We start from the raw sequence: 23,730 nt of genomic DNA, 5'->3' as shown, positions 1-23,730 counted from the left end.
CACTGTCTGGACGCCGAACGCACAGGTCCTATCCCCCATGTCGGAATCGCGCGAAGAGGCGATCAAACGCCTCCAAGACAGCGCATCCGCATTGGAGGCGCGGACCACGGCGGAGAAATCCGCCGAACTGACCGGCCAACAGGTGTCGGGTCAGGCCTACAAGATCATCGCCGAACTTCTCGGCGGCGTCTTCGTGGGACTGGCGTTCGGAGCGATCGCAGACTGGGCCTTCGGGACCCGTCCGTGGGGTTTGATCGGCGGGGTCCTTCTGGGCTTCGCCTTGTCGATTTACATGGCGCGTCGCACAGCCAACCGGCTGATGGCGCAGGCCAAGGCGCAAGGGACGACGGCTCCGGCCGAGCCCTACGTCGAGGCCGACGAAGACGGGGAACGATAGGGCTTCATGGCCGATCCGATTCATCAGTTTGCGATTCAGAAGGTCGTCGACCTTGGCGACGTCACCCTGCCTGTGCTGGGGACGGTCGATCTGGCGATCACCAACTCGCACATCGCCATGACGGTCGCCTTCGTGCTGATCGTCGGCTTCCTGGCCGCCGTGACCGCGAACGCCCAGGTCGTGCCCGGCCGTCTGCAAGCCGCCGGCGAGGGCCTGTTCGGCCTGATCGACAATCTGGCCGATTCCATCATCGGTCACGAAGGCCGCAAATATTTCCCGTTCATCTTCACCCTGTTCATCCTGATCCTGGGCATGAACATCCTGGGTCTGTTCCTGACCTTCACAGCGACCTCGCAGCTGGCCATCACCGCCACCTTCGCCCTGATCACCTTCGGTCTGGTGCTGGTCGTCGGCTTCGCCAAGAACGGCCTGGGCTTCTTCAAGCTGTTCTGGCCGATGGGCGCGCCGCTGACGCTGCGCCCGGTGGTCGGCCTGATCGAGTTCGTGTCCTTCCTGCTGCGTCCGGTCACCCTGGCGCTGCGTCTGTTCGGCAACATGCTGGGCGGTCACGTCGCGCTGAAGATCTTCGCCGGCTTCGTCGTGTCGCTGGGCCTGCTGGGCCTGGGCGGCGGCATCGGTCTGCTGGCCTTCCCGGTCGCGGCCCTGTCGCTGGGCATGGTCGTCGCCCTGACCGCTCTGGAGTTCCTGGTGGCCTTCCTCCAGGCCTTCGTCTTCGCCGTTCTGGCCTGCATCTATCTGAACGATGTGGTCAACCTGGACCACGCCCACTAAAGGGCCGGACCAGTCTCTTCACCCCAACCACCAACGACTTTAATCTAGGAATACAATCATGGACGCTGAAGCCGCGAAGTACATCGGCGCTGGTCTCGCCACCCTGGGCATGATCGGTTCGGCCCTGGGCGTGGGCAACATCTTCGGCAACTTCCTTGCCGGCGCCCTGCGCAACCCGTCGGCCGCCGCCGGCCAAGTCGGCAACCTGTTCGTCGGCGCCGCTCTGGCCGAAGCCCTGGGCATCCTGGCCTTCGTGCTCGGCATCCTGATGATCTTCGGCTGATATCAGTCGATCACGGCGCGCGGGGTTCGCCCGCGCGCCGCTTCATCTGATCCTGCAGTAGACGGTTCATGGCCAGCACCCACACCATCGACGCGGTCCCCCCTTCGGTCGAAGCGGACCTGCACGCCGAGACGGCGACCCCCGCCGAGCACGGCTCGGGCGGCCTGCCGCAATTCCAGTTCGAACACTGGGCGGGCCAGATCGGCTATCTGCTGATCCTGTTCGTCATCCTGTACGTTCTGGTCTCCAAGGTCTTCGCGCCACGCCTTCGCAAGGTGATGGACGAACGGGCCGACACCATTTCCACCGCCGTCGCGACCGCGCGCCAGGTTCAGGCCGAAGCCGCCGACCAGGCCGCCCAGGCTCAGGCCGAAGTCGCCAAGGCTCGCGCTGACGCCCGCGCCACGGCCGCCGCCGCCAAGGCGCGCGTGACCGAAGAAGCGAACGCTCGTCAGGCCGCCGAAGAAGCCGTGGTCAACGCCCGCATCGCCGAGGCGGAAGCCTCGATCGGCAAGACCCGCGACGCCGCCATGGCCAATGTCTCCACCATCGCCTCCGACACGACCGCCGCCATGGTCGAACGTCTGACCGGCAAGGCCGCGACCGCCGCCGAGCTGGCCGCCGTCAAGGGAGCCGCCTGATGAACCTGATCTTCGAACACGGCATCTGGAGCTTCGCCAATGCGGAGATCTGGGTCGGCATCGGCCTGATCATCTTCTTCGGCATCCTGATCGCCGCAGGCGTGCCCAAGATGGCCGGCAAGGCGCTGGACGCCAAGGCCGTCAAGATCCAGGCCGACCTGGACGAGGCCGCGCGCCTGCGCGCCGAAGCCGAAGCCCTGCTGGCCCAGATCCGCAAGGAGAAGGCCGAGGCTGAAGCCCAGGCCGCCGAGATGATGGCTCAGGCCGAAGCCGACGCCCGTCGTCTGGAAGTCGAGACCAAGGCCAAGCTGGAAGAGACCCTGGCCCGTCGCCAGAAGATGGCCGAAACCCGCATCGCCCAAGCCGAAGCCCAGGCCTCGGCCGAGGTGAAGGCCGCCGCCGCCGATCTGGCCGCCAAGTCGGCGGAACAGGTTCTGGCCGCACGGGTCGCCAGCGGCGCCAAGGATCCGCTGCTCGACAGCGCCATCGCCCAGATCGGCGATCGCCTGAACTGATCAGGGCTGATCCTGAATGAAACGAGGCCCCCGACGTCGCCGTCGGGGGCCTTTTTCTTTGGACAGCAAGCCGTGATCAGTGAGCGTGGGCGCCGCCGATGATGGTCGCGCCCATCCGCTTGTCGCGCGCCACCAGCCGGGCATAGACGTTGCCCAGCACGATGCCGAAGACCGCGTGGGTGATCAGCAGCCAGGCGAACGTGCCGAAGCCCGCGCCGGCCGTGAAGGTGCGGTAGTTGCCGAACATCACGATGGCGGCCATCATCAGGATCCAGGCGCCGACGGCGAAGACGATGCCCTTGGTCTCGGGCGTGTCCGTCGGCAAGCGGGGACACAGGATGGCGAATAGCGGCCCCAGGATAAAGACGCCGCTGATGACATGGACGATCCAGCCGACGGCCAGATTGCCGGGCATTCCAAGCATGCTAGCGATGACCCCCTGGAAGGGATCGAACCAGTTAAGGAACATATTGGGTATTTCGAGCAGCGAGACAGCCACGGTCGCCGCAACGCCGGCGATCAGACCTTTTTGTACGCGTGACATCATGACCTTAGCGCCTCCCAACGCCTAAGTGGTTCTCTGATAACGCGCAGACAGGATACGCCTGACTTGGGAGAGCGGTGTTCACGATCCTGTGGTTAGCGGTTGCAGCAACGCAACCGCGAAATCAGGCGCTAATCAGCGGAAGAGCTTGCGGAAATAACGCCGAATGCTCTTTCGGCCGCGCGAGAGGCGACGGCTGGAGCGTCTGGTGACAATCTTCTCGGCCCGCAGCGCCTGTTGCCAGAAGACCGGCGCGAACTCCGGCTTCTTTCGCATCAGGCGACGAAAGGGATAGACCCATTTCGGCCGCGCATATTGGGCGCGAATGAACTGGCGCTTGGCCCAGAACGAGCTTTTCAGGATCAGCATCAGGCCGACGGCGATAACGGGAATGCCGCCCGGGCCGGGTAGGGGGGCGATCAGAATACCCAGCAGCACGACGAACAGACCGCCGACCATCAGCGCCCAGCGTTTGATGACCCGCAGCGTCGAGGCGCGCGGCTTGTCAGAGCGGACGAAGGGAACGGGGAGTGAGGTCACGAATAAGCCAGGTGGTGAGGAGTATCGTAATGACAACGGTCGCCACGGGCGCGCGATCCCTCGTCGGGAAAGGAAAAGGCGACCGTGACGACCTTGCCACAAGACCTCTTAACGCCCAGCGTCCATGGCGGATGGATGTCCGGCGGGTGAAGCTTTGGTCATGAAGAGACGATCGCTCCGCACCGTGGCGCGACGGACACGTCTCGCGACATCAGCCGTAGGCCACGCCCGTCAGACGCTCTGATTCCGACCACAGACGCCTGGCCACATCGGCGTCCCTGGCTTGGCGCTTGATCACCGCGACGCCGGGCGGGCCCTTCATCTCCTGAAAGCCGGTGGGGCCGTAATAGCCGCCGGGCGTCGGGTCCGGCAGGGTCGCGGCCATCAGGATCGGCAGGGCGCCGTCGGCGGCCGAATGGCTGAGCACGGCCTCCAGCAACCGGGCGCCGCGCGCGAACAGGCCGGGCTTGCCGGCATGGCCGTTGGCGATCAGGTCGGTGCGGGCGAAGCCGGGATGAGCCGCCACGCTGGTCAGGCCCCAGCCGTGGGCGTCGCTGCGGCGCTGAAGCTCCAGGGCGAACATCAGCATGGCCAGTTTGGACTGCTGATAGACGGGCCACGGGCTGTAGTGGGTCTGATAGTTCAGGTCGTCCAGGCGGATATGGCCGCTGCGGTGGGCGACGCTGGACAGCTGGACCACGCGGGCTTTCGCAGCCGTCACTAAAGGCAGCAGGCGGCCGACCAGGGCGAAGTGGGACAGGTAGTTGGTCCCGAACTGCATCTCGAACCCATCGACGGTCGTCTGGCGTGTCGGCAGGGCCATGATGCCCGCATTGTCGATCAGGATGTCGATGGGGCGTCCCGTCGCCAGATGGCGCTCGGCGAAGGCCTGGATGGAGGCCAGGCTGGCGAGGTCCAGCAGATCGAACCGCACGGCCGCATTCGGATGACGAGACCGGATCAGCCGTTCGGCCTCGGCCCCCTTGTCGGGATTGCGGGCCGCCAGCACGACCTCCGCGCCCTTGCCGGCCAGCACCAGGGCGGTTTCAAGCCCCAGCCCGCCGGTCGCGCCGGTGACGATGGCCAGTCGGCCGGAAAGATCGGGGATGTCGTTCGTCGTCCAGGTCATAGCCATGACCTAGCGATGGATCCGCCCCGCGTCAGCCCCTTCCCGCAGGAAGGGGCGACTTCGGGATCAGGCCGCCTTGTTGGAGCCTTCCGGCGCGGTCCAGCGCAGGACCGGCGAGCGGGCGGCGCGGGTCTCGTCCAGGCGTTTGAGCGGCGCGTGGAAGGGCGCGCCCTTGAAGCGATCGACGTCGCCGGCCTTGGCGGCCCCGGCCAGGGCGCGCATCGCTTCGATGAAGCGATCCAGCTCGGCCTTGGACTCGGTTTCCGTCGGCTCGATCAACATGGCGCCGTGGACGACCAGCGGGAAATACATGGTCATCGGGTGGAAGCCCTCGTCGATCATCGCCTTGGCGAAGTCGAGCGTGGTGATGTCCGTGCCCTTCAGCCATTCGTCGTCGAACAGCGCCTCGTGCATGCAGGGACCGTCGGGGAAGGCGGCCGACATCAAGTCACCGAGCCGGGCCTTGATGTAGTTGGCGTTCAGGACGGCGTCCTCGGCGACCTGACGCAGGCCGTCGGCGCCGTGCGACATCATGTAGGACAGGGCGCGGGTGTACATGCCCATCTGGCCCTGGAAGGCGCACAGACGGCCAAAGGCTTGCTCGGCCTCGTCTTCCTCGCGCTCGATCAGGCGATAGCCGCCTTCGTCATGCACGACCCAGGGGGCCGGGGCGAAGGGGGCCAGGGCTTCGGACAGCACCACCGGACCCGCGCCCGGACCGCCGCCGCCGTGGGGCGTCGAGAAGGTCTTGTGCAGGTTGATGTGCATGGCGTCGACGCCCAGGTCGCCCGGACGAACGCGGCCGACGATGGCGTTGAAGTTGGCGCCGTCGCAATAGAAATAGGCGCCGGCCTCATGCGTTAGGCGGCTGATCTGCAGGATATCGCGCTCGAACAGGCCGCAGGTGTTGGGGTTGGTCACCATGATGGCGGCGACGTCGTCACCCAGCTTCGAAGCCAGGTCGGCGACGTCCACGCGGCCGTCCTCGGTCTGGGCGACTTCGACCACCGAATAGCCGACGAAAGCGGCGGTGGCGGGGTTGGTGCCGTGGGCGCTGGTGGGCACCAGGACCTTGCGGCGCTTCTCATGCTGGCCCGACGCCTCGTGGGCGGCGCGGATCGCCATCAGGCCGCACAGTTCGCCGTGGGCGCCGGCCTTGGGCGACAGGGCGACGGCGGGCATGCCGGTCAGGGTCTTCAGCCAATGGGCCAGGGTGTCCATCAGCTCCAGCGCGCCCTGAACTGTCGAGATCGGCTGAAGCGGGTGAATGTCTGAGAAGCCGGGCAGGCGGGCCATCTTCTCGTTCAGGCGCGGATTGTGCTTCATCGTGCACGACCCCAGCGGATAGATGGCCAGGTCGATGGCGTGGTTCTTCTGGCTCAGGCGCACATAGTGGCGCATGGTTTCCGGCTCGGACAGGCCGGGCAGGCCGATCGGATCCTTGCGGACCAGTTCGCCCAGGTCGGAGCCGTCCGTCTTGGGTTCCGGCAGATCGACGCCAGTCTTGCCCCAGCCGTCGCCCTCGAAGATCAGGGCTTCGTTCTGCAACAGGCCGCGGCCGCCAGTCAGAGTGGCGGGCTTGGTCTGGACTTGGTTCGGGGCGGTCGGGCGGCCGACGGTGTTCATGGTGCTCATGGTCAGTATCCCTTACGCGCCGAGGACTTTGGAGAGCGACTTGGCGAGAATCTGGATGTCGGCATCCAGGGTCGTCTCGGTCGCAGCGACCAGCAGGACATCGTCCATGCCGGCGTCGGGGGCCAGGCGGCTGTAGGGCACGCCAGCCAGGACGTGATGGGCGGCCAACTGATCCACGACCTCGGCCGCGTTCTTGGGCAGGCGCACCGCGAACTCGTTGAAGAAGCGGTCGGTCAGGATTTCGACGCCCGGAATGGCGGCCAGGGCGTCGCGCGTGGCGACGGCCTTTTCGTGGTTCAGCAGGGCCAGCTTGCGCAGACCCGTCTCGCCCAGCAGGCTCATGTGGATGGTGAAGGCCAGGGTGCACAGGCCCGAGTTGGTGCAGATGTTCGACGTCGCCTTGTCGCGGCGGATGTGCTGCTCGCGCGTGGACAGGGTCAGGACGAAGCCGCGCTCGCCGTCGGCGTCCACCGTTTCGCCGGTCAGACGGCCGGGCATCTGGCGGATCAGCTTCTCGCGCGTGGCGAACAGGCCGACGTAGGGACCGCCGAAGTTCAGGGCGTTGCCGATCGATTGGCCTTCGGCCGCGACGATGTCGGCGCCCATCTCGCCGGGCGATTTCAGCAGGCCCATCGACACGGCCTCGGTGACCACGACGATCAGCAGGGCGCCGGCGGCGTGGGCGGCCTCGGCGATCTTGGTGACATCGGTGGCCGTGCCGAAGACGTTGGGCGTCTGCACGACGACGCAGGCGGTGTCGGGACCGATCTGGTCGATCACGGCGGCCTCGGCGTCCACGGCGGCGGGCAGGGCCAGGGTCTCGACGCCGACGGCGTGAACCACGGTCTCGGTCGCCTTGACGTAGTGCGGGTGCACGCCGCCCGAGATCACCGCCTTGTTGCGGCGGGTTACGCGGGTCGCCATCAGCACGCCCTCGGCCATGGCGGTCGAACCGTCGTACAGGCTGGCATTGGCGACCGGCATGCCTGTCAGGTTCGCGACCTGGGTCTGGAACTCGTACAGGTACTGCAGAGTCCCTTGCGCGATTTCAGGCTGGTAGGGGGTGTAGCTGGTCAGGAATTCCGAGCGCTGGATCACGTGGTCCACCGTCGCCGGGACATGGTGCTTGTAGGCGCCTGCGCCGCAGAAGAAGGGCACGGCGCCGGCCGTGGCGTTCTTGGCCGCCATGGCGGACAGGGCGCGCTCGACCTCCAGCTCGCCCGCGACGCGCGGCAGATCGACGGGGCCGTCCAGCCGGGCGGCCTGGGGCACGTCCACGAACAGATCATCGATGGATTTCGCGCCGATGGCGGCGAGCATCGCCGTGCGGTCGTCGGGCGTCAGGGGGAGGTAACGCATGGTCTTGTCCTGGGCCATGAAAGGCCGAAGACCCTCTGACTTTTAATCAGAGGGTCCGATGGGGCTTAGAGGGTGGCGAGGAAGGCGTCGTAGGCCGCCTGGTCCATCAGGGCGTCCAGTTGCGAGGCGTCCGAAACCTTGATCTTGGCGAACCAGCCGTCGGCCTCGGCCCCCGAGTTGACGGTTTCCGGGGCGGTCGACAGGGCGTCGTTCGCCTCGACCACTTCGCCCGAGACGGGGGCGTAGACGTCCGACGCCGCCTTGACGCTCTCGACCACGGCGAAGCTGTCGCCCTTGGAGACGGTCTTGCCGACTTCAGGCACTTCGACGAACACCACGTCGCCCAAGGCGTAGGCGGCGTGTTTGGAGATGCCCACGGTGGCGATGTCGCCGTCAAGGCTGACCCACTCGTGATCCTTGGTGAACTTCATGGTCTGATCTCTCAGGCTTTGGGTTTGCGGTAATAGCGTTGGGCCACGAAGGGCATGGCGACGACTTCGGCGGCGGCGGTCTTGCCCCGCACGATGACCTTCAGCGCCATGCCCAGTGCGGCATGGGCCGGCGGGACGTAGCCCATGGCGATGTTCTTGCCCAAGGTCGGGGAGGGGCCGCCCGAGGTGACCTTGCCGATCACGTTACCGTCGGCGTCGGCGATTTCGGCGCCTTCACGGGCCGGGGCGCCTTCCTTGACGATCAGCCCGACGCGAACTCGCGAGGGGCCGTCGGCCAGTTCCTTCAGGATGCGCTCGGCGCCGGCGAAGTCCGCGCGTTCCTTGCGTGACTTGGACAGGGCGAAGGTCAGGGCGCCTTCCACCGGCGAGGTGGTCGGGTCGATGTCGTGGCCGTGCAGCGGCAGGCCCGCTTCCAGACGCAAGCTGTCGCGGGCGCCCAGGCCGATCGGCTTGACGCGAGCGTCTTCCAGAATGGTGTTCCAGATGCGCTCGGCCTGATCCGCCGGGACCGAAATCTCATAGCCGTCCTCGCCGGTGTAGCCCGAGCGCGAGACGTAGCAGTCGGCGCCGAACAGCATCAGACGGGCGCATTCCATGAAGCCCATTTCGGCCAGGATCGGCTCGTGCGCGGCCATGACCTCGGCGGCTTCCGGCCCCTGGATGGCGATCAGCGCGCGGTCCAGCACCGTCAGCTTGGCGTCGCCTTCCAGATTGGCTTCCCAGAAGGCGAAGTCCTCGTCCTTGTTGCCGGCGTTGACGACGACGAACAGTCCGTCGTGATCCGGCCGTCCGGCCATCAGGTCGTCGATGACGCCGCCTTCGCCGTTCAGCAGCAGCGAATACTTCTGCTTGCCGGCCTTCAGGATTGCATAGTCGCCGGGCACGAAACGCTCGAACTGGGCGGTCGCGTCCTCGCCGGTGATCTTGCACTGGCCCATGTGCGAGACGTCGAACAGACCGGCGTGTTCCCGCGTCCAGCGGTGCTCGGCCAGAACGCCTTCGTACTGGACCGGCATGTCATAGCCGCCGAAGCCCACCATACGGGCGCCCAGCGCGCGATGCGCGGCGTTCAGGGGCGTGGTCTTCAGGGTCTGGTCGATCATGGTTCAGGCTTTCACGGTCGCGTGTTGTGGCGGAGCTCCGCCGTCCTCGCGCCCCCGCTGTCCTGAAGCCTGAGAGATTCCGGCGACCAAATCATGTCGCCTTGCTCCGTCGGCGCGCCCGAATGGGCGACTTTCCAGCGTCCGTATGCTTCGCGGTCCGTTTGCCTGAGCGTTTCCGGGGCGGTTGCGCCTTCGGCGTCGAACCCTGTTTCCAGCGCCCGATCTCTCCCGCGAGAGCTTGCGACCTAAGGCATCGACTCAAGCGCCAAGTCAAGCGGGCCGGGAACAAGGATGCGTGCGGCGGGTTGTCGTTCCGAACCCCGAAACCAAACCCAGGAATGCGAAAATGTCCATTATAGACAAGCTGTTCGGCGACAACGACAAGCCGCGCGATACGCCTGCCAAGGCCGATGGCCCGATGCAGAAGGTTCTGGACGAACTGGCGTCCCTCGGCGGCAAGCCGATCGAGACCCTGTCGCCAGAGGAGGCCCGCCAGCAACCGACCCCGACCGATGCGGTGAAATCGCTGTTGCGCAAGGACGGCAAGGACCCCAGCGACGACATGGGCGTAAAGACCAGCGACATCACCATTCCCGGCGCCGCCGGCCAGATCCAGGCGCGCATCTACAAGCCGCACGACCATTCCGAAGACAAGCTGCACCCGGTCGTCGTCTATTTCCACGGCGGCGGCTTCGTGATCGCCGATCTGGACGTCTATGACGGCGGCCCGCGCGGCGTGTCCAAGATGGCCGACGTGATCGTGGTGTCGGTCCATTATCGCCAGGCCCCGGAACATCATTTCCCCGCCGCCCACGACGACGCCCTGGCCGCTTATCGCTGGGTGCTGGAGAATGCGCAGACCTTCCGCGGCGACCCGCAGAAGGTGGCCGTGATGGGCGAAAGCGCAGGCGGCAACCTGGCCATCGGCGTGTCGATGATGGCGCGCGACGCCGGCCTGCCGGCGCCCAAACATCAGGTGCTGGTCTACCCGGTCGCCGGCGTGGACATGGACAATGAGTCCTACGTCGAGAACGCCGACGCCAAGCCGCTGAACAAGCCGATGATGAAGTGGTTCGTGAAGCACATCTTCGCCAACGAGGCCGATGCGCAGGACCCGCGCATCAATATCGTCGAGAAGGCGAACCTGTCGGGCCTGCCCTCGACGACGGTGATCTGCGCCGAGATCGATCCGCTGCGCACCGAAGGCGAACTTCTGGCCGAGAAGCTGGAGCAGGCGGGCGTCGACGTGCGTCACAAGACCTTCAACGGCTCGACGCACGAGTTCTTCGGCATGGCGGCGGTCGTGCCGGATGCGGCGGCGGCCCAGACCTTCGCCGCCCACGAACTGAAACGGGCGTTCGGTACGGCGATCCTGCCGATCTGATCGACAACGTCGAAGGATAAGGAAGCGCCCCGGTTTCGCCGGGGCGTTTTCGTTGCCGCCTCGCCCTGCTGCCTTGCCCTAGGGCCTGTCCCCCGCCAAAACGGCGCAACGCCCAGAACCGGACCGACCGCATGACCCGCACACGCCTTGACGCCCATATCGCCGCCCTGGATGCGCCCGAGGGGCTGAAGACGGTTCTGACCGTAGTCGCCGCCACCTGCGCGGACATCAGCAAGGTGGTTGCGGGCGGGGCCCTGGCCGGGGCGCTGGGCGCATCGGGCCAGATCAATGTGCAGGACGAGGAGCAGAAGAAGCTCGACGTGATGACCAACGACATGCTGACCGAGGCCCTGCTGGCCAGCCCGGCCGTCGCCGGCGTCGCGTCGGAAGAGATGGACGAGGTCCAACCGGCCTCGAACCCCGCCGGCGAATATCTGGTGTTGTTCGACCCGCTGGACGGCTCGTCCAACATCGACATCAACGCCCCCGTCGGTACCATCGTCTCGGTGCTGAAGTCCGCGACCGCGACGCCGAGCGAGGTCGATTTCATGCAGCCGGGCCGCAATCAGGTCGCCGCCCTCTACGCCGTCTATGGGGCGCAGACCATGCTGGTGCTGACGACGGGCGCGGGCGTGAAGGGGTTCACCCTGTCGAACGATGGCGACTGGATCCTGACGCACGACGAGATCGCCATTTCGCCGGACACCAAGGAGTTCGCCATCAACATGTCGAACCTGCGCCACTGGGCCGAGCCGGTTCAGACCTATGTCGGCGACTTGTTGAAGGGCGACGAGGGGCCGCGAGCCAAGAACTTCAACATGCGCTGGGTCGCGGCCATGGTGGCGGATGTTCACCGCATCCTGATGCGGGGCGGGGTCTTCCTCTATCCCTGGGACAGGCGCGAGCCGAACAAGCCGGGCAAGTTGCGGCTGATGTACGAAGGCAATCCGATGGCCTTCCTGGTCGAACAAGCCGGCGGCAAGGCGACGACGGATGGTCGTCAGGCCATTATGGACGTACAGCCCGAGCACCTGCACCAGCGCATCCCCGTCGCGCTCGGCTCGGCCAACGAGATCGACGTCTACGCAGGCGTGTGATGAGCGACGCCCTTCTGGTCATCGATCCGCAGAACGACTTCTGCGAAGGCGGCCGTCTGGCGGTCGCGGGCGGTGCGGGGATCATGCCGCTGATCAACCGCCTGTCGGCCCGGTTCGACCTCGTGATCGTGACGCAGGACTGGCATACGCCGGACCAGATTTCTTTCGCCTCCAACCATCCCGGCGCGGCGCCGTTCACCGAGATCGAGGCGGCCTACGGTCGCCAGATGCTGTGGCCGGATCATTGTCTTCAGGGCACGCCCGGCGCCGACTTTCATCCCGATGCCGCGCCGGCGGTCGACAAGGCCATGGCCGTGATTCGCAAGGGGTATAATCCGGCGGTCGACAGCTATTCCGCCTTCTTCGAGAACGATCACCGCACCCCGACGGGCCTGGCCGGCCTGTTGCGTGGCCTGGGCGTGACGCGTGTCTTCCTGTGCGGTCTGGCCTTCGACTACTGCGTCCGTTTCACGGCCGAGGATGCGGTTCGCGAAGGGTTCGAAGCCGTAGTGATCGCCGACGCCAGCCGGGCCATCGCGCCGCAAACCGAGGCGGCGGCCCGGGACAGTTTCCGGGCCTTGGGCGTGGCGGAGATCGCGGCGGCGTCCCTGCTGAGCTAGGTGGGCCTCACTCCCAGAAATCCTCGGCCTCGGGGATGCGGGTGAAGGCGATCTTGGCGCCGATGTAGTCGGGCAGGCCGGCCTTGGGGCCGATGCTGACGGTGTCCTTGCCATAGCGGCGGTTCAGCGCGTCTAGCGCCTGGGACAGGCGAAGAGACGGGGCCTCGCCGTCCTGATCCGGGCCGGCGGCGAACAGGTCGGTCTCGAAGGCGTCGCGGGATTTCAGGCCGTGCACCCCGACCCCGACATAGCTCAGGCGTCCCGCCTCCAGCTCCGGCTCGACCTTGCGCCACAGACTGTCGAGCGCGGTCAGAAGGGCGAAGGTGTCCTGCGTCGGCGCGATGGGACAACTCATCGCCGCCGTTTCCCAACCGCGTCGACCGCTTCTGGGCGTCGCCTTCGGCCCCATGTCCAGATGCAGGGTCAGGCTGGCGCCGGTCAGGCCCATGCGCCGCAGGCGGGCTCCGCACTTGACCACCAGCCGCCGCGCCACGGCCCGCGCCTTGTCCGGGGTCCGCATGGCCTGGGCCAGGACGTGGCTGTGGCTGATCGAGGCGGGCGGTTTCTCCGGCGTCGGCTCGCTGTCCAGACCGTGCAGGCCGCGCCAGATGCGTTCGCCCTCGATGCTGTTCCAGATCGCACGGGCCTGTTTCGCGCTCATGTTCCAAAGGCCGGCCGTGTCGGTGACGCCCGCCGCCTGCAACCGGACCTGCATGCGCGAGCCGATGCCCGGATATTTCGACAGCGGCAGGTCCAGTAAGGGACCGGGCAGTTCGTTGGCGCGCTGCACCGTCAGCCCTGCGGGCTTCTGCATGCCGCAGGCGGTCTTGGCCAGAAACCGCGACGGCGCCAGCCCGACGGACGACCGCAGACAGTCGCCGACGTTTTGCAGGATGCCCGCCTGAATGCGTCGGGCCAGGGCGACGGCGTTCGCCTCCAGCCGTTCCGGGCCCAGCAGTTCGCACGAGCATTCGTCAATCGAGCCGACCTTCCACACCGGAACATGGCGATCGATCTCGGCCATGATCTGCTGATGGATTTTAACGTAGAGGTCGGGGCGCGCCTCGGCGACGATCAGATCGGGGCACAGTTTGCGCGCCTCGGACACCCGCATCCCGGTATGAACGCCCCAGGCCTTGCTCTCATAGCTGGCGGCGATGGCGCCGGTGTATTCGCTCTCGGCTGGCCGCACGATGACCGGCTTGCCCCGCCAGTCCGGGTTCATCTGCTGTTCGACGCTGGCGAAGAAGGCGTTCAGATCGACGAACAGCCAGCGGAGGTTCGCGCTGTCTTCAGCCTTGGTGCCAGCCTGGTCCATCGACGGAACATATCAGGAACATCTGGTTCGAGGAAGCGATCACCTGTCCCTTTCGTCATTCCGGGCGCAGCGTAGCGAAGACCCGGAACCCAGGGCCGCATCCTCTCTGCACGATACAGCTGAGGCCGGATGTGAGCCTCCTGGGTTCCGGGTTCGTCCTTCGGACGCCCCGGAATGACGAGAAGGGAGGGTTCAGCGCTTCGCGTAGGCCTCGACCTCAGCCAGGAACGCCGCCTTCTCCGCCTCGCCCAGGAACGAGCCTTCGAAACTGTTCTTCGCCAGTTGCGTCACCTGATCGCGTGTGAGGCCGACGGCCTCAGCCAGCCGGCTGTAGTTGTCGTTCACATAGCCGCCGAAATAGGACGGGTCGTCCGAGTTCAGGGTGACGTGCAGGCCCCGGCGCAGCATCTCGGGGACGGGATGGTGCTTCAGATCATCGACCACGCAGAGTTTCAGGTTCGACAGGGGGCAGACGGTCAAGGTCATCTGCTCGGCGGCCAGCCGCTGCACCAGCGCCTCGTCCTCCATCGAGCGATTGCCGTGGTCCATCCGGTCGATATTCAGAAGGTCCAGCGCTTCGTGGACATAGGCGGGCGGGCCTTCCTCGCCCGCGTGGGCGCACAGTTTCAGGCCCAGCTCACGCGCGGCGGCGAAGACGCGCTGGAACTTGGACGGCGGATGACCGACCTCCGACGAATCCAGACCCACACCGATGAAATGATGCAGATAGGGTTTGGCGGCCTCCAGCGTCGCAAACGCCTCGTCCTCGGTCAGGTGGCGCAGGAAGCTGAGGATCAGGCCGCTGTTCACGCCCAGCTCCGCCTTGGCCCGGTCCATGCCCGCGATCAGCCCCTCGACCACCACGCCGAACGGCACGCCCCGGTCGGTGTGGGTCTGAGGATCGAAGAAGATTTCGGCGTGGCGCACATTGTCCGCCGCCGCGCGCTGGAAATAGGCGAAGGCCAGATCCTCGAAATCCTGCCGCGTCAGCAGGACGGCGGCCCCTGCGTAATAGATGTCCAGAAAGTCCTGCAGGTTCGAAAAGTCATAGGCCGCCCGCACCGCCTCGACGCTGTCGTAGGGAATGGACACGCCGTTGCGCTGCGCCAGTTCGAACATCAGCTCGGGCTCCAGCGAGCCTTCGATGTGCAGGTGCAGTTCAGCCTTGGGCAGGCCGGCGATATAGGCGTCGAGCGACATGGGCGATCTCCGGGAGGATGTCGCCCCGTCCATACCCTACATCCGCTCCGGCGTGTCGATGCCCAGCAGGTTCAGCGCGATTTCCAGCTGGCGCAGAGCGGCAGCCGACAGAGCCAGACGCGAGCGTTTGGTCGCCTCGTCCGGCGCGATCAGCACGGGGCAGGCGGCATAGAACTTCGAGAAGGACTGGGCCACGCGATAGGCGTGTTCGGCGACCAGATGCGGCATTCGCTTGTCGTAGGCGTCCGACACGGCCGTCGAAAAGGCGTCCAGCGTCAGGGCCAGATCGCGCTCCGCCGGTTCGGCGATGACGATCGCGCCGGGCGTCAGTCCCTGTTCGGCGCCCTTGCGCAGAAGGGATTTGATACGGACCGACTGATACAGCAGATAGGGCCCCGTCTTGCCCTCGAAGCTCATGAAGCGGTCGAGATCGAAGACGTAGCTGGTCGTGCGCGCGTTCGACAGGTCGGCGAACTTCAGGGCCGCGATGGCCACCTTGTGCGCGATGGCTTCGAATTCTTCCGGCGACAGGTCGTCGCCCAGCTTGGCCTCGTGCAAACGCTCGCGCGCCTTTTCGGTCGCCTGATCGATCAGGTCGCGCAGTTTCAGCACACCGCCCGCGCGGGTCTTGAAGGGCTTGCCGTCCTGGCCGTTCATCGTGCCGAAGCCGAGATGCTCCAGCGCGCCCTGTTCGGCGTAACCGGCCAGATAGGCGGCGCGGAACACCTGTTCGAAATGTTCGGCCTGACGTTCGTCGACGACATAGAGGGCCAGGTCGGGCGACAGGGCCTTCTTGCGGTCCAGGATCGTGGCCAGGTCGGTCGTGCCGTACATGGCCGAGCCTTCCGAGCTGATGACCAGCAAGGGCGGGGGCGACGGGGCCTCGATCACCGAGCCGTCGGCCAGCTTCTTCTTGCGCGTCTCGCCGGGCTTGGCGACGTGAACCACCTGGGCGCCGTCGTCCTCGACCAGCAGGCCGGTTTCTTTCAGGTGCGCCAGCATTTCCGGCATCTGCGGATCGGCGTCGCTTTCACCGTTCCACAGGTCGAAATCGACCGACAGGTCGCCGTATTCGCGCTTCAGCGCCTCACGGCTGACCGCCACGAAATGCTGCCACAGCGCGCGATAGCCGGGACGGCCGTTCTGCAGTTCGGCCGTCGCCTTGCGGGCGCGGTCGCGGAAGGCCGGATCCTCCTTGGCCTTGCCGGCGGCCTGCGGATACAGGCGGTCCAGGTCAGCGAGGGTGACGGGGCTTTCGGCCGGGAAGGGGCCGTCGCCTTCGGCCACAAAGGCCTCGGCCAGACCCTCGTCGCCGCAGGCGACGATCAGCAGACCCATCTGGAAGCCCCAGTCGCCGAAGTGGGCGTCGCCGGTGACATGGTCGCCGCGAAAGCGGAACAACCGCTTCAGGCTCTCGCCGATGATGGCGCTGCGCAGATGGCCGACGTGCATCGGCTTGGCGACGTTGGGACCGCCGTAGTCGATGACCACATGGCGCGGTCCGGCCACAGTCGCGGCGCCCGCGTGAGCGGCGTCGTTCGCCACCTCGGTCGCCCGTTCGGCCAGCAGCGCGTCGGAGAGTTTCAGATTGATGAAGCCGGGTCCGGCGACCTCAACCGAGGCGAAGCGCGCATCCGCACTCAGGCGCTCGGCGATCTTGCCGGCCAGTTCGCGCGGATTGGCCTTCAGCGCCTTGGCGGCGGCGAGCGCGCCATTGGATTGGAAATCGGCCAGGTCGGGGCGGTCCGACGGGGTGACGCGGGCCAGGGCCGCATCCACGCCTTCGGCGGCGAAGGCGGCGGCGACCGCTTCGCTGAGGACGGTCTTCAGATCAGACATTATTGGCTCGGTGCGGAGGCAGGCGCGGGGGCAGCCGGCGTCGTGCCGGCGTTGACGCGGAAGCGGCTGCCCGAGCGGTTGAACTCGGCCATTTCCGGCGTCACGTCGAAACCGACCAGAATTTCGAAGTTGCTGCCGCTGGTTTCGATACCGGCGCGCGGAATGACGATGGTGCGCTTTTCAGTGACCGAGGCGGTGCGCTGGCCCTCGAAGTTCACCGGCAGATCGAAATATTCCTTGGACAGGATGGCGTTGTTCCGCTCGGTCACCGCGATCCAATAGCGGTAGGTGCGCTGCTCGCCCGTCGCCTGCGGGCCGCGCCCCAGGTTGAATAGCACGTCCATGTCGACGCGAATCGGATCGGCTTCGCGATATTCGCAGTCCGAAGCGACGCCTTCGATCTCGCCGGTATAGCCGACGTTGGCCACGGCGGCGCGACCGCCTTCCAGTTCGACGTAGCGGGCGGCGTCGTAGAGAATCTTCACATAGGGGCAGGGGCCGGCGTTGGCGCGGCGACGCAAGGGGGCGATGCGCGGCGCACGGGCAGGCGCGGCGTCTTCACCCGAGGCCTGCTGCTGTTGCCCGTCGCGCTCGCGTTGACGCTGGGAGGTCTGGGCCTCGGCGGCGACGGGCAGGACGGAGGCCGCGATGGAGAGGGCGGCCAGGGCGGTGAACACGCGACGCATCAGCTTATTTTTCCGACAGCGAGAGAGGGCGCACGACGATCGGCGGCCGATCATCAACGCTCGCCGCTGATAGCGGCTAAAGCGAGGCGCGGCAAACGCTTGCTGCCCTCAGCGCTCCATCACCAGGCAAGTCGAGGTCGCGGTTGCATAAAGCTTGCCGTCCAGGCCGCGCAGATCGGCCTCCGAGAAGGCCGCCCGGCGACCGGCCTGAACGATCCGGCCCTCGGCCCGAACCGGCGTGCCGGCCGTCAGCGCCTTATGGAAAACCGTTCTCAGTTCCAGCGTCGTATAAGTCTGGCCCGGCCGAAGCGTCGAATGGACAACGCAGCCGCAGGCCGAGTCGAGCACCGTCGCGATCCAACCGCCATGGACGGTGCCCAGCGGATTATAGACGGCGGTGGTGGGGATGGCCTCGAACACCACCCGGCCTTCTTCCACTTCGGTCAGTTCGAAGCCGACTGTGCGAGCGATGGGCGCGATGAAGCCGCCCGTCATGCCCAGACGCAGTTGGTCGATCCCGGACAGGGCGGCGATATCGACGGTTTGGCTCATGCAAACGGCTCCTTATCAGGTCCGTTTACAATAAGGACGGACGCTGCCGTGGCAAGCGCTCGTCGTATCGGTCCTTACAGGCCCGGCAGTTTGAAGCCGCTGCTGCGACGCGGCTGGATCGTGATGGCCCGCTGGCCGCCGGTCAGGGCCTGAAGGCGGGCCGCCTCGGTCGTGGCGTCGATGGCCTTCTGGCCTTCGGCGGTCTGGCGAACCGTCGGGGCCTGGGTCGAGGCGTCGTCCTTGCGCCAGAACATCAGGCGGTTGGCGAAGCTTTCGTCCTTGTGCGCTAGGTCGCCGAACTCGTCGTCGACGACGTAGCGGGCCAGGGGATCGGCCTGTTCGCCGCCGGCCTGGGCCACCAGAACCTGCTCGCCCGGCGTGCGGGTGACGGCCTGGCGCTGACCCAGCAGGATCTGACGCGCGGCGCTTTCGGGGGCCAGTTCCTGCGGGCGAGGCTGGCCCGGTGCGGGCGGACGCAGGCCGTACTCGGGCGGAATGCTGAGCGGGGCGGTGGAGACGGTGACGAACTCGTCCGGCACGACCTTGGTCAGGCCGATGCCCTGTTTGATGCTTCCGCAGGCCGAGACGGCGAGCGCGGAGGAGGCGACGAGGGTCAGGACGGCGACACTGCGGATACGCATGGTTTCAGGCTCTGGTCGGCTGATGCAGGAAGCGCCGCGATGGCGCAGTCGGCATAGTGAAGACGGGGTGATTACGACTTTTCGGGGGCCGCGCCAACCTTCACAGGCTTGTCGGACACCAGACTGTCGATGATCAGCAGCACGACGCCGATGGTGATGGCGCTGTCGGCGATGTTGAACACCCAGGGAAAGACGCCGGTGCCCGAGAAGTCGATGAAGTCGACCACATAGCCGAAGCGGATCCGGTCGATCACATTGCCCAGGGCGCCGCCCATAACGAAGCCGATGGCGGTGATCAGCAGGCGACGGTTCGATTGGGTCGCCCACCAGGCCAGGCCTGCCGAGACGACGATGGAGAAGATAGCCAGGCCCCAGCGCGCTTCGCCGCCGCCGAACAGGCCGAAGCTGACGCCGGTGTTCTCGACCCAGCTGAAGTTCAGGATCGGCGGGAAGACGGGGATGCGGCCGACTTCCTGCAGCGACAGGCCGCTGATGATCCAGGCCTTGGTCAGCTGATCCAGGACGATGATCAGGAGGGCGAACACATAGGCGGTGACGGCGAGGCGCGTAATCTTCATGCGGCGCGGTTAGCAGGAAGCGGCGCCGGGGCGAAGCGGAAAACGCGGGTCATATCCGCCGGCGTCAGAACAGGCTGCCCTGATCGGCGGCGGTCGGCTTCGGCTTGGCCGCCGGCCGCAGCGGGGACGGACGGGATTCGCCGCCGTCGATCGTCGCGGGCTGAACGCCGTCGCCGAACACCAGTCGGACCGATTGACCCGCCTCCAGCGCCTTGGCCGAGGTGATCCAGGCGCCGTCTGAATCTTCAACGCGGGCGAAGCCGGGCTTGGGCCGTCCGGGGTCCAGGGTCGTCAGCGCGCGAGACAGCGCCGCCAGGCGATCGGCTTCGCGCTCCAGCCGACGGGGCATGACCCCGTCCAGTCGCGCGCCGACGGCTTCAAGCCGCGCCTGACGCTGGTCCAGCCGTCGATGCAGCGGTTCGGGCGACAGCCGCCCAGAGACCTGCAACAGCCGCCGCTCGCCGCGCGCCACTCCGGCCTGAAGCGCCGCGCCCAGCCGATCGCTCGCGCCGCGCAGCCGGTCCTGACCTCGCTCGATCCGGGTGCGCAGCAGGCCCGGGCTCAGCTTGCCGCCCGTCACCGCCAGAAGCCGCTCGTGCAGGGCGACATTGCGTTGCAGGCCCGATCCCAGCCGGCTCGACACATGGTCTAGCCGTTGCTGCGCCAGGGCCAGCAGATCCTCCGGCCGCGCCGGCAGGCCGCGCGCCACGGCCCGCAGGCGCGTGCGTCGATCCTCGATCAGCCGTCCGCCCGCCTGCACCATGCGCCGGTCCATGTCGGCGACGGTATAGCGCAGGTCCGCCAGCACCGGCGTCGCCATTTCGGCCGCGCCCGTCGGGGTCGGCGCCCGGCGATCCGACACGAAGTCGATCAGGGTCGTATCCGTCTCGTGCCCCACGGCCGAGATGATGGGAATGCGCGCCGCCGCCACGGTCCGCGCCAGACCTTCGTCGTTGAAGCACCACAGGTCCTCGACCGACCCGCCGCCGCGCGCGACGATCAGCAGGTCGGGGCGGGGGATCGGCCCGTCGGCGGTCATCGCATCAAAGCCGCGAATGGCGTTCGACACCTGACCGCAGGCCGATTCGCCCTGAACGACCACGGGCCAGACGATGACACGACAGGGCCAGCGTTCGGCAATCCGGTGCAGCACGTCGCGAATCACCGCGCCGGTCGGGCTGGTGATCACGCCGATGGTCGCGGGAAAGGCGGGCAGGGGCTTCTTGCGCCCCGGCTCGAACAGCCCTTCCTCACGCAAGCGGACCTTCAGCCGTTCCAACTGGGCCAGCAGGGCGCCCGCCCCGGCCGCTTCCATGCTCTCGATTACGATCTGATAGGACGACCGCGCCGGATAGGAGGTGATCTTGCCGGTGACGATGACCTCCAGCCCCGCCTCGGGCTGGACGCCGAGGCCGCGCACCGACCCCTTCCACACCACGCCGTCGATGGCCGACTTGTCGTCCTTCAGTGTCAGATAGATGTGGCCCGAGGCGTGGCGATTGACCTTGGAGACCTCGCCGCGCAGCCGCACGTGGCCGAACCGGTCTTCCAGCGTGCGCTTCAGCGCGAACGACAGCTCCGAGATCGACAGGGGCGGATTGTTGTCGCGCGGGGCAGGGACCTCGGCCGGACCTTCGAATACGTAGGTGTCGTCGCTCATGGAAGCATCCTAGCCTGCGTCGATCCGCCCGGGAACGCCGCGCGCGCCCTGTCGTTCGACTTTCATGGCCGCCGACCCGCCCGGAACCGATCCTTCTGACCGTGACCCGCACGAGCGCGATCTGTCGCGCCGCGCCGGGGGCGGCGGCGCCATGAGCCCGTGGCTGATCATCGGCTGCATCATTCTGCTGGGCCTGGGCGTCTATGTCGTCTCGGCCCTGCTCTAACACCCAAGGAGGCCGTATGAACCGCTTCGTCCCGCTCGCCGCCATTCTTTGCCTGACTGGCGGCGTCGTCGCCTGCTCGGATCGCGACGACGATGTGGTCCAGGCCCCAGCGCCGGGCGCGGCGCCCGTGGCCTTGCCGGATCAACAGGCGGATGCCGCCGCCTCGAACGCCGCCTTGGCCTTCAACATGACCCGCGATCAGCTGGAGGATGCAGACCTGTATTCGCGCGCCAACGTCGATCTGGGCGATGTCGAAACCCTGGTGCTGGACGCTTCGGGCGCCCTGACCCATCTGGTGATCGAGCTGGAAGGGCCTGGCGACATGAAGGTGTTGGTTCCGGTCGCGGACGTGTCTCCGATCGACCGCAACGGCGACCGGGATCTGGTCACCGATATGACGCCCGGTCAGCTTCAGGCCCTGCCGGCCTGGACCTCGCCAGCGCGCTGATTGGAGGCTGAATGCGGCGTTAAGTCTGACGGGCGCTTGACCGGCCGGCGCCGGCCGGTCATTGCCCGATCTCATGAACATTCTTCTCGTCGGATCGGGCGGCCGCGAACACGCCCTGGCCTGGAAGATCGCCCAGTCGCCGCTGGTCACGCGCCTGGTCGCGGCGCCCGGCAACCCTGGCATCGAGAAGCTGTGCGAGTTGCGCGTCGTCAAGGCGGACGACGCCGAAGGCCTGGCCGCCCTGGCCAGAGAGATCAAGGCCGACCTGGTCGTTGTGGGGCCAGAGGTGGCGCTGGCCGCTGGTCTCGCCGACCGTCTGGCTTCGGCCGGCATTCCCTGCTTCGGGCCGACCGCCAAGGCGGCGCAGCTGGAAACCTCGAAGGCCTTTTCGAAGGGCTTCCTTGAACGGCACGAAATCCCCACCGCCGGCTACGGCGTCTACGACACGGTCAAGGACGCCAAGGCGGCGCTGGACGTGTTCCGGCCGCCCTATGTCATCAAAGCTGACGGCCTGGCCGCCGGCAAGGGCGTGGCCATCAGCCCGGATCGCCCCGACGCCGAGGCCGAGATCGAGCGCATGCTGGGCGGTCGGTTCGGCGCGGCCGGCGCCCGCGTCGTGATCGAGGAGTTCATGGACGGCGAGGAAGGCTCGCTGTTCGCCCTGTGCGACGGTCAACGCGCCCTGCTGTTCGGCGGCGCGCAGGACCACAAGCGCGCCTTCGACGGCGACCTCGGTCCCAACACCGGTGGCATGGGCGCCTATTCGCCCGCGCCCGTCTTCACGCCTGAGCTGGTGCAGCAGGCCGACGCGCTGATCGTCCAGCCGACGATCCGCAAGATGGCGGAGGAAGGCGCGCCCTATCGCGGCGTCCTCTACGCCGGCCTGATGGCGACCGAGGATGGCCCCAAGGTGGTCGAGTTCAACGCCCGTTTCGGCGACCCGGAATGCCAGGTGCTGATGATGCGGATGGCGGGCGACATCGTCCCCTATCTGCTGGGCTGCGCGCGCGGCGACGTCTCGGGACTGGCTTCGCCCGCCTTCAAGCCTCAGACGGTGATCTGCGTGGTCATGGCGGCCAAGGGCTATCCCGACAGCCCGCTGGAAGGTTCGATCATCCGCGGCGCCGATCAGGATTTCGGCCCCCACGTCCAGGTCTTCCATGCCGGGACGAAGCGCCGCGACGACGGCTTGCTGGCCGCCTCGGGCGGGCGTGTCCTGAACATCTGCGCCGAGGGCGACGACATCGCCCAGGCCCGCGAACGCGCCTATGCCGCCATCAGGAAGATCGACTGGCCGGGCGGCTTCAACCGCTCCGACATCGGCTGGCGCGCGCTGGAGCGGGGCTGAAGCCTTACGCCGCTGCGAACAGCAGTCGGCCTTCGCCCATGCGTTCACGCAAGGCCGGCAGGTCGGTGTGGGCGACCGAGAAACAGCCGTAGCTGCGACCCAGCTTGCCTTCGCGCGCCAGGAAGTCGGGATCGGCATAGTCTGCGCCGTGGACGATAATAGCCCGCTCGCGCGCCTTGTCGTTGGTGTATTCCAGCCCGTCCAAAAGGACGTTCGGCCCCTGCTGCGCGCCCCAGTTGGCGCCCGCCGTCGCATAGGCGCCGATCGAGGACATGTTGGAATCCGGCGTATTGGAAAAGCGCTGGGCATAGCCGGTGTGGCTGGGGTCCGATCCCCGACCGTGGCAGGTGCGCAGCACCTTCACTTCACCCGCGATCAGGTCGACTTCGTACAGCCGCTCCTCGCCCGAGAATTTCTGGAAATCGACCAGATACATCCGGTCGCGCAGGGGCAGGCGATGATGGTGGGTGTCCAGCGCGGTCATGGCGCGCTCCATCAGCTCCTTGCGAACATGACCACGCGGATCAAGCGGCGGCGGCGTCAGGGCGGAGGTCTGGACGGTGGGCAGACCGACCTGCGGCATGGCGATCGGAGTTCCGTTCTGAGCCGTCGTCAGCGGCGCCGTAGCGCTCGCACTGGCGCATCCCGCCAGCATGGCCGATCCGCCCAGAATAAGTCCTCGTCTCGATAGCCGCATGCGACGCCCTCGTTGCGGTTGGTCTTGAGGCGTGTTTGTTTCAGTT

General features: G+C 66.9%; 27 protein-coding genes and 1 riboswitch. Of the genes, 11 read left to right on the top strand and 16 right to left on the bottom strand.

All coding sequences use genetic code 11. The features are described 5' to 3' along the window. Window positions 1-37: 37 nt before the first annotated feature. The 5 genes from Q9R14_RS08340 (at window position 38) to Q9R14_RS08320 (ending at window position 2,628) form a co-directional block, all read left to right on the top strand. Window positions 38-397 (top strand): AtpZ/AtpI family protein, encoded by a 360-nt coding sequence (locus Q9R14_RS08340; protein WP_306002029.1) that lies wholly within the window; start codon window positions 38-40, stop codon window positions 395-397. A gap of 6 nt (window positions 398-403) precedes the next feature. Continuing rightward, entirely contained in the window at window positions 404-1,189 is a 786-nt protein-coding gene (locus Q9R14_RS08335) for a F0F1 ATP synthase subunit A (protein ID WP_306002028.1), read from the top strand. 58 nt (window positions 1,190-1,247) lie between these two features. After that, window positions 1,248-1,472: a F0F1 ATP synthase subunit C gene (locus Q9R14_RS08330; RefSeq protein WP_017505298.1), complete on the top strand. Its 225-nt coding sequence runs from the start codon at window positions 1,248-1,250 to the stop codon at window positions 1,470-1,472. Window positions 1,473-1,540: 68 nt separating this feature from the next. Next, on the top strand, window positions 1,541-2,113 hold the full coding sequence (locus Q9R14_RS08325) for a hypothetical protein (RefSeq protein ID WP_112861543.1): 573 nt from the start codon (window positions 1,541-1,543) through the stop codon (window positions 2,111-2,113). Then, entirely contained in the window at window positions 2,113-2,628 is a 516-nt protein-coding gene (locus Q9R14_RS08320; RefSeq protein WP_306002027.1) for a F0F1 ATP synthase subunit B, read from the top strand. The genes Q9R14_RS08325 and Q9R14_RS08320 overlap by 1 nt, the downstream gene beginning before the upstream one ends. 76 nt (window positions 2,629-2,704) lie before the next feature. On the opposite strand, the gene Q9R14_RS08315 is transcribed toward Q9R14_RS08320, so the two are convergent. From Q9R14_RS08315 to gcvT, 7 genes are all read right to left on the bottom strand, one after another. Continuing rightward, a complete protein-coding gene (locus Q9R14_RS08315; protein ID WP_306002026.1) occupies window positions 2,705-3,175 on the bottom strand; it encodes a DUF6789 family protein in 471 nt (156 codons plus the stop codon). 132 nt (window positions 3,176-3,307) lie between these two features. Then, window positions 3,308-3,712, bottom strand: coding sequence for a PGPGW domain-containing protein (locus Q9R14_RS08310; RefSeq protein ID WP_306002025.1), 405 nt, complete (start codon window positions 3,710-3,712; stop codon window positions 3,308-3,310). A gap of 211 nt (window positions 3,713-3,923) precedes the next feature. Further along, complete coding sequence (locus tag Q9R14_RS08305; RefSeq protein WP_306002024.1) at window positions 3,924-4,841, bottom strand: SDR family oxidoreductase; 918 nt, start codon at window positions 4,839-4,841, stop codon at window positions 3,924-3,926. A 66-nt stretch (window positions 4,842-4,907) separates the two neighbouring features. Then, window positions 4,908-6,476 carry an aminomethyl-transferring glycine dehydrogenase subunit GcvPB gene (gene gcvPB, locus Q9R14_RS08300; protein WP_371929710.1) on the bottom strand — a complete coding sequence of 523 codons (1,569 nt, stop codon included), beginning with the start codon at window positions 6,474-6,476 and terminating at the stop codon, window positions 4,908-4,910. A gap of 12 nt (window positions 6,477-6,488) precedes the next feature. After that, window positions 6,489-7,835, bottom strand: a complete 1,347-nt coding sequence (gcvPA, locus tag Q9R14_RS08295; RefSeq protein WP_306002023.1) for an aminomethyl-transferring glycine dehydrogenase subunit GcvPA — start codon at window positions 7,833-7,835, stop codon at window positions 6,489-6,491. A gap of 65 nt (window positions 7,836-7,900) precedes the next feature. Further along, on the bottom strand, window positions 7,901-8,266 hold the full coding sequence (gcvH, locus tag Q9R14_RS08290; RefSeq protein ID WP_306002022.1) for a glycine cleavage system protein GcvH: 366 nt from the start codon (window positions 8,264-8,266) through the stop codon (window positions 7,901-7,903). Window positions 8,267-8,277: 11 nt separating this feature from the next. Next, window positions 8,278-9,390, bottom strand: coding sequence for a glycine cleavage system aminomethyltransferase GcvT (gene gcvT, locus Q9R14_RS08285; RefSeq protein ID WP_306002021.1), 1,113 nt, complete (start codon window positions 9,388-9,390; stop codon window positions 8,278-8,280). A gap of 143 nt (window positions 9,391-9,533) precedes the next feature. Next, window positions 9,534-9,631: riboswitch (glycine riboswitch) on the bottom strand. 105 nt (window positions 9,632-9,736) lie between these two features. On the opposite strand from gcvT, the gene Q9R14_RS08280 reads away from it, so the two are divergent. The 3 genes from Q9R14_RS08280 to Q9R14_RS08270 all read left to right on the top strand — a co-directional run bounded on the left by Q9R14_RS08280 (window position 9,737) and on the right by Q9R14_RS08270 (window position 12,491). Beyond that, entirely contained in the window at window positions 9,737-10,774 is a 1,038-nt protein-coding gene (locus Q9R14_RS08280) for an alpha/beta hydrolase (protein WP_306002020.1), read from the top strand. Between the two features lie 131 nt (window positions 10,775-10,905). Beyond that, complete coding sequence (locus Q9R14_RS08275) at window positions 10,906-11,871, top strand: class 1 fructose-bisphosphatase (protein WP_306002019.1); 966 nt, start codon at window positions 10,906-10,908, stop codon at window positions 11,869-11,871. After that, window positions 11,871-12,491 (top strand): nicotinamidase, encoded by a 621-nt coding sequence (locus Q9R14_RS08270; RefSeq protein WP_306002018.1) that lies wholly within the window; start codon window positions 11,871-11,873, stop codon window positions 12,489-12,491. The genes Q9R14_RS08275 and Q9R14_RS08270 overlap by 1 nt, the downstream gene beginning before the upstream one ends. A 7-nt stretch (window positions 12,492-12,498) precedes the next feature. On the opposite strand, the gene Q9R14_RS08265 is transcribed toward Q9R14_RS08270, so the two are convergent. The 8 genes from Q9R14_RS08265 to xseA all read right to left on the bottom strand — a co-directional run bounded on the left by Q9R14_RS08265 (window position 12,499) and on the right by xseA (window position 20,965). Beyond that, a complete protein-coding gene (locus tag Q9R14_RS08265; protein ID WP_306002017.1) occupies window positions 12,499-13,809 on the bottom strand; it encodes a type VI secretion protein ImpB in 1,311 nt (436 codons plus the stop codon). Between the two features lie 192 nt (window positions 13,810-14,001). Beyond that, window positions 14,002-15,042: an adenosine deaminase gene (locus tag Q9R14_RS08260; RefSeq protein ID WP_371929709.1), complete on the bottom strand. Its 1,041-nt coding sequence runs from the start codon at window positions 15,040-15,042 to the stop codon at window positions 14,002-14,004. 3 nt (window positions 15,043-15,045) lie between these two features. Then, window positions 15,046-16,848, bottom strand: a complete 1,803-nt coding sequence (gene argS, locus Q9R14_RS08255) for an arginine--tRNA ligase (protein ID WP_306002015.1) — start codon at window positions 16,846-16,848, stop codon at window positions 15,046-15,048. After that, complete coding sequence (locus Q9R14_RS08250) at window positions 16,848-17,534, bottom strand: Tat pathway signal sequence domain protein (RefSeq protein ID WP_306002014.1); 687 nt, start codon at window positions 17,532-17,534, stop codon at window positions 16,848-16,850. Before Q9R14_RS08250 ends, argS begins: the two co-directional genes overlap by 1 nt. Before the next feature lie 108 nt (window positions 17,535-17,642). After that, window positions 17,643-18,086, bottom strand: a complete 444-nt coding sequence (locus tag Q9R14_RS08245; protein ID WP_306002013.1) for a PaaI family thioesterase — start codon at window positions 18,084-18,086, stop codon at window positions 17,643-17,645. Between the two features lie 74 nt (window positions 18,087-18,160). Then, window positions 18,161-18,727: a DUF3035 domain-containing protein gene (locus Q9R14_RS08240; RefSeq protein WP_306002012.1), complete on the bottom strand. Its 567-nt coding sequence runs from the start codon at window positions 18,725-18,727 to the stop codon at window positions 18,161-18,163. A gap of 71 nt (window positions 18,728-18,798) precedes the next feature. After that, complete coding sequence (gene lspA, locus Q9R14_RS08235; protein ID WP_055753290.1) at window positions 18,799-19,305, bottom strand: signal peptidase II; 507 nt, start codon at window positions 19,303-19,305, stop codon at window positions 18,799-18,801. Between the two features lie 64 nt (window positions 19,306-19,369). After that, on the bottom strand, window positions 19,370-20,965 hold the full coding sequence (xseA, locus tag Q9R14_RS08230; RefSeq protein WP_306002011.1) for an exodeoxyribonuclease VII large subunit: 1,596 nt from the start codon (window positions 20,963-20,965) through the stop codon (window positions 19,370-19,372). 64 nt (window positions 20,966-21,029) lie between these two features. On the opposite strand from xseA, the gene Q9R14_RS08225 reads away from it, so the two are divergent. From Q9R14_RS08225 to purD, 3 genes are all read left to right on the top strand, one after another. Then, window positions 21,030-21,191: a hypothetical protein gene (locus tag Q9R14_RS08225; RefSeq protein ID WP_165115848.1), complete on the top strand. Its 162-nt coding sequence runs from the start codon at window positions 21,030-21,032 to the stop codon at window positions 21,189-21,191. 16 nt (window positions 21,192-21,207) lie between these two features. Beyond that, on the top strand, window positions 21,208-21,639 hold the full coding sequence (locus Q9R14_RS08220) for a PRC-barrel domain-containing protein (RefSeq protein WP_055753292.1): 432 nt from the start codon (window positions 21,208-21,210) through the stop codon (window positions 21,637-21,639). Between the two features lie 73 nt (window positions 21,640-21,712). After that, window positions 21,713-22,987: a phosphoribosylamine--glycine ligase gene (purD, locus tag Q9R14_RS08215; RefSeq protein WP_306004101.1), complete on the top strand. Its 1,275-nt coding sequence runs from the start codon at window positions 21,713-21,715 to the stop codon at window positions 22,985-22,987. Window positions 22,988-22,991: 4 nt separating this feature from the next. Here the strand turns inward: purD and Q9R14_RS08210 are convergent, their stop codons facing one another. Continuing rightward, on the bottom strand, window positions 22,992-23,684 hold the full coding sequence (locus Q9R14_RS08210) for a murein L,D-transpeptidase catalytic domain family protein (protein WP_306004100.1): 693 nt from the start codon (window positions 23,682-23,684) through the stop codon (window positions 22,992-22,994). Window positions 23,685-23,730: the final 46 nt, after the last annotated feature.

This window comes from Brevundimonas sp. C43, assembly GCF_030732185.1.
In the GTDB taxonomy this organism is placed as follows: Bacteria; Pseudomonadota; Alphaproteobacteria; order Caulobacterales; family Caulobacteraceae; genus Brevundimonas; species Brevundimonas diminuta_C.
Note: the sequence above shows the minus strand (reverse complement) of the source record. Positions and strands in the feature narration are given on the sequence as shown.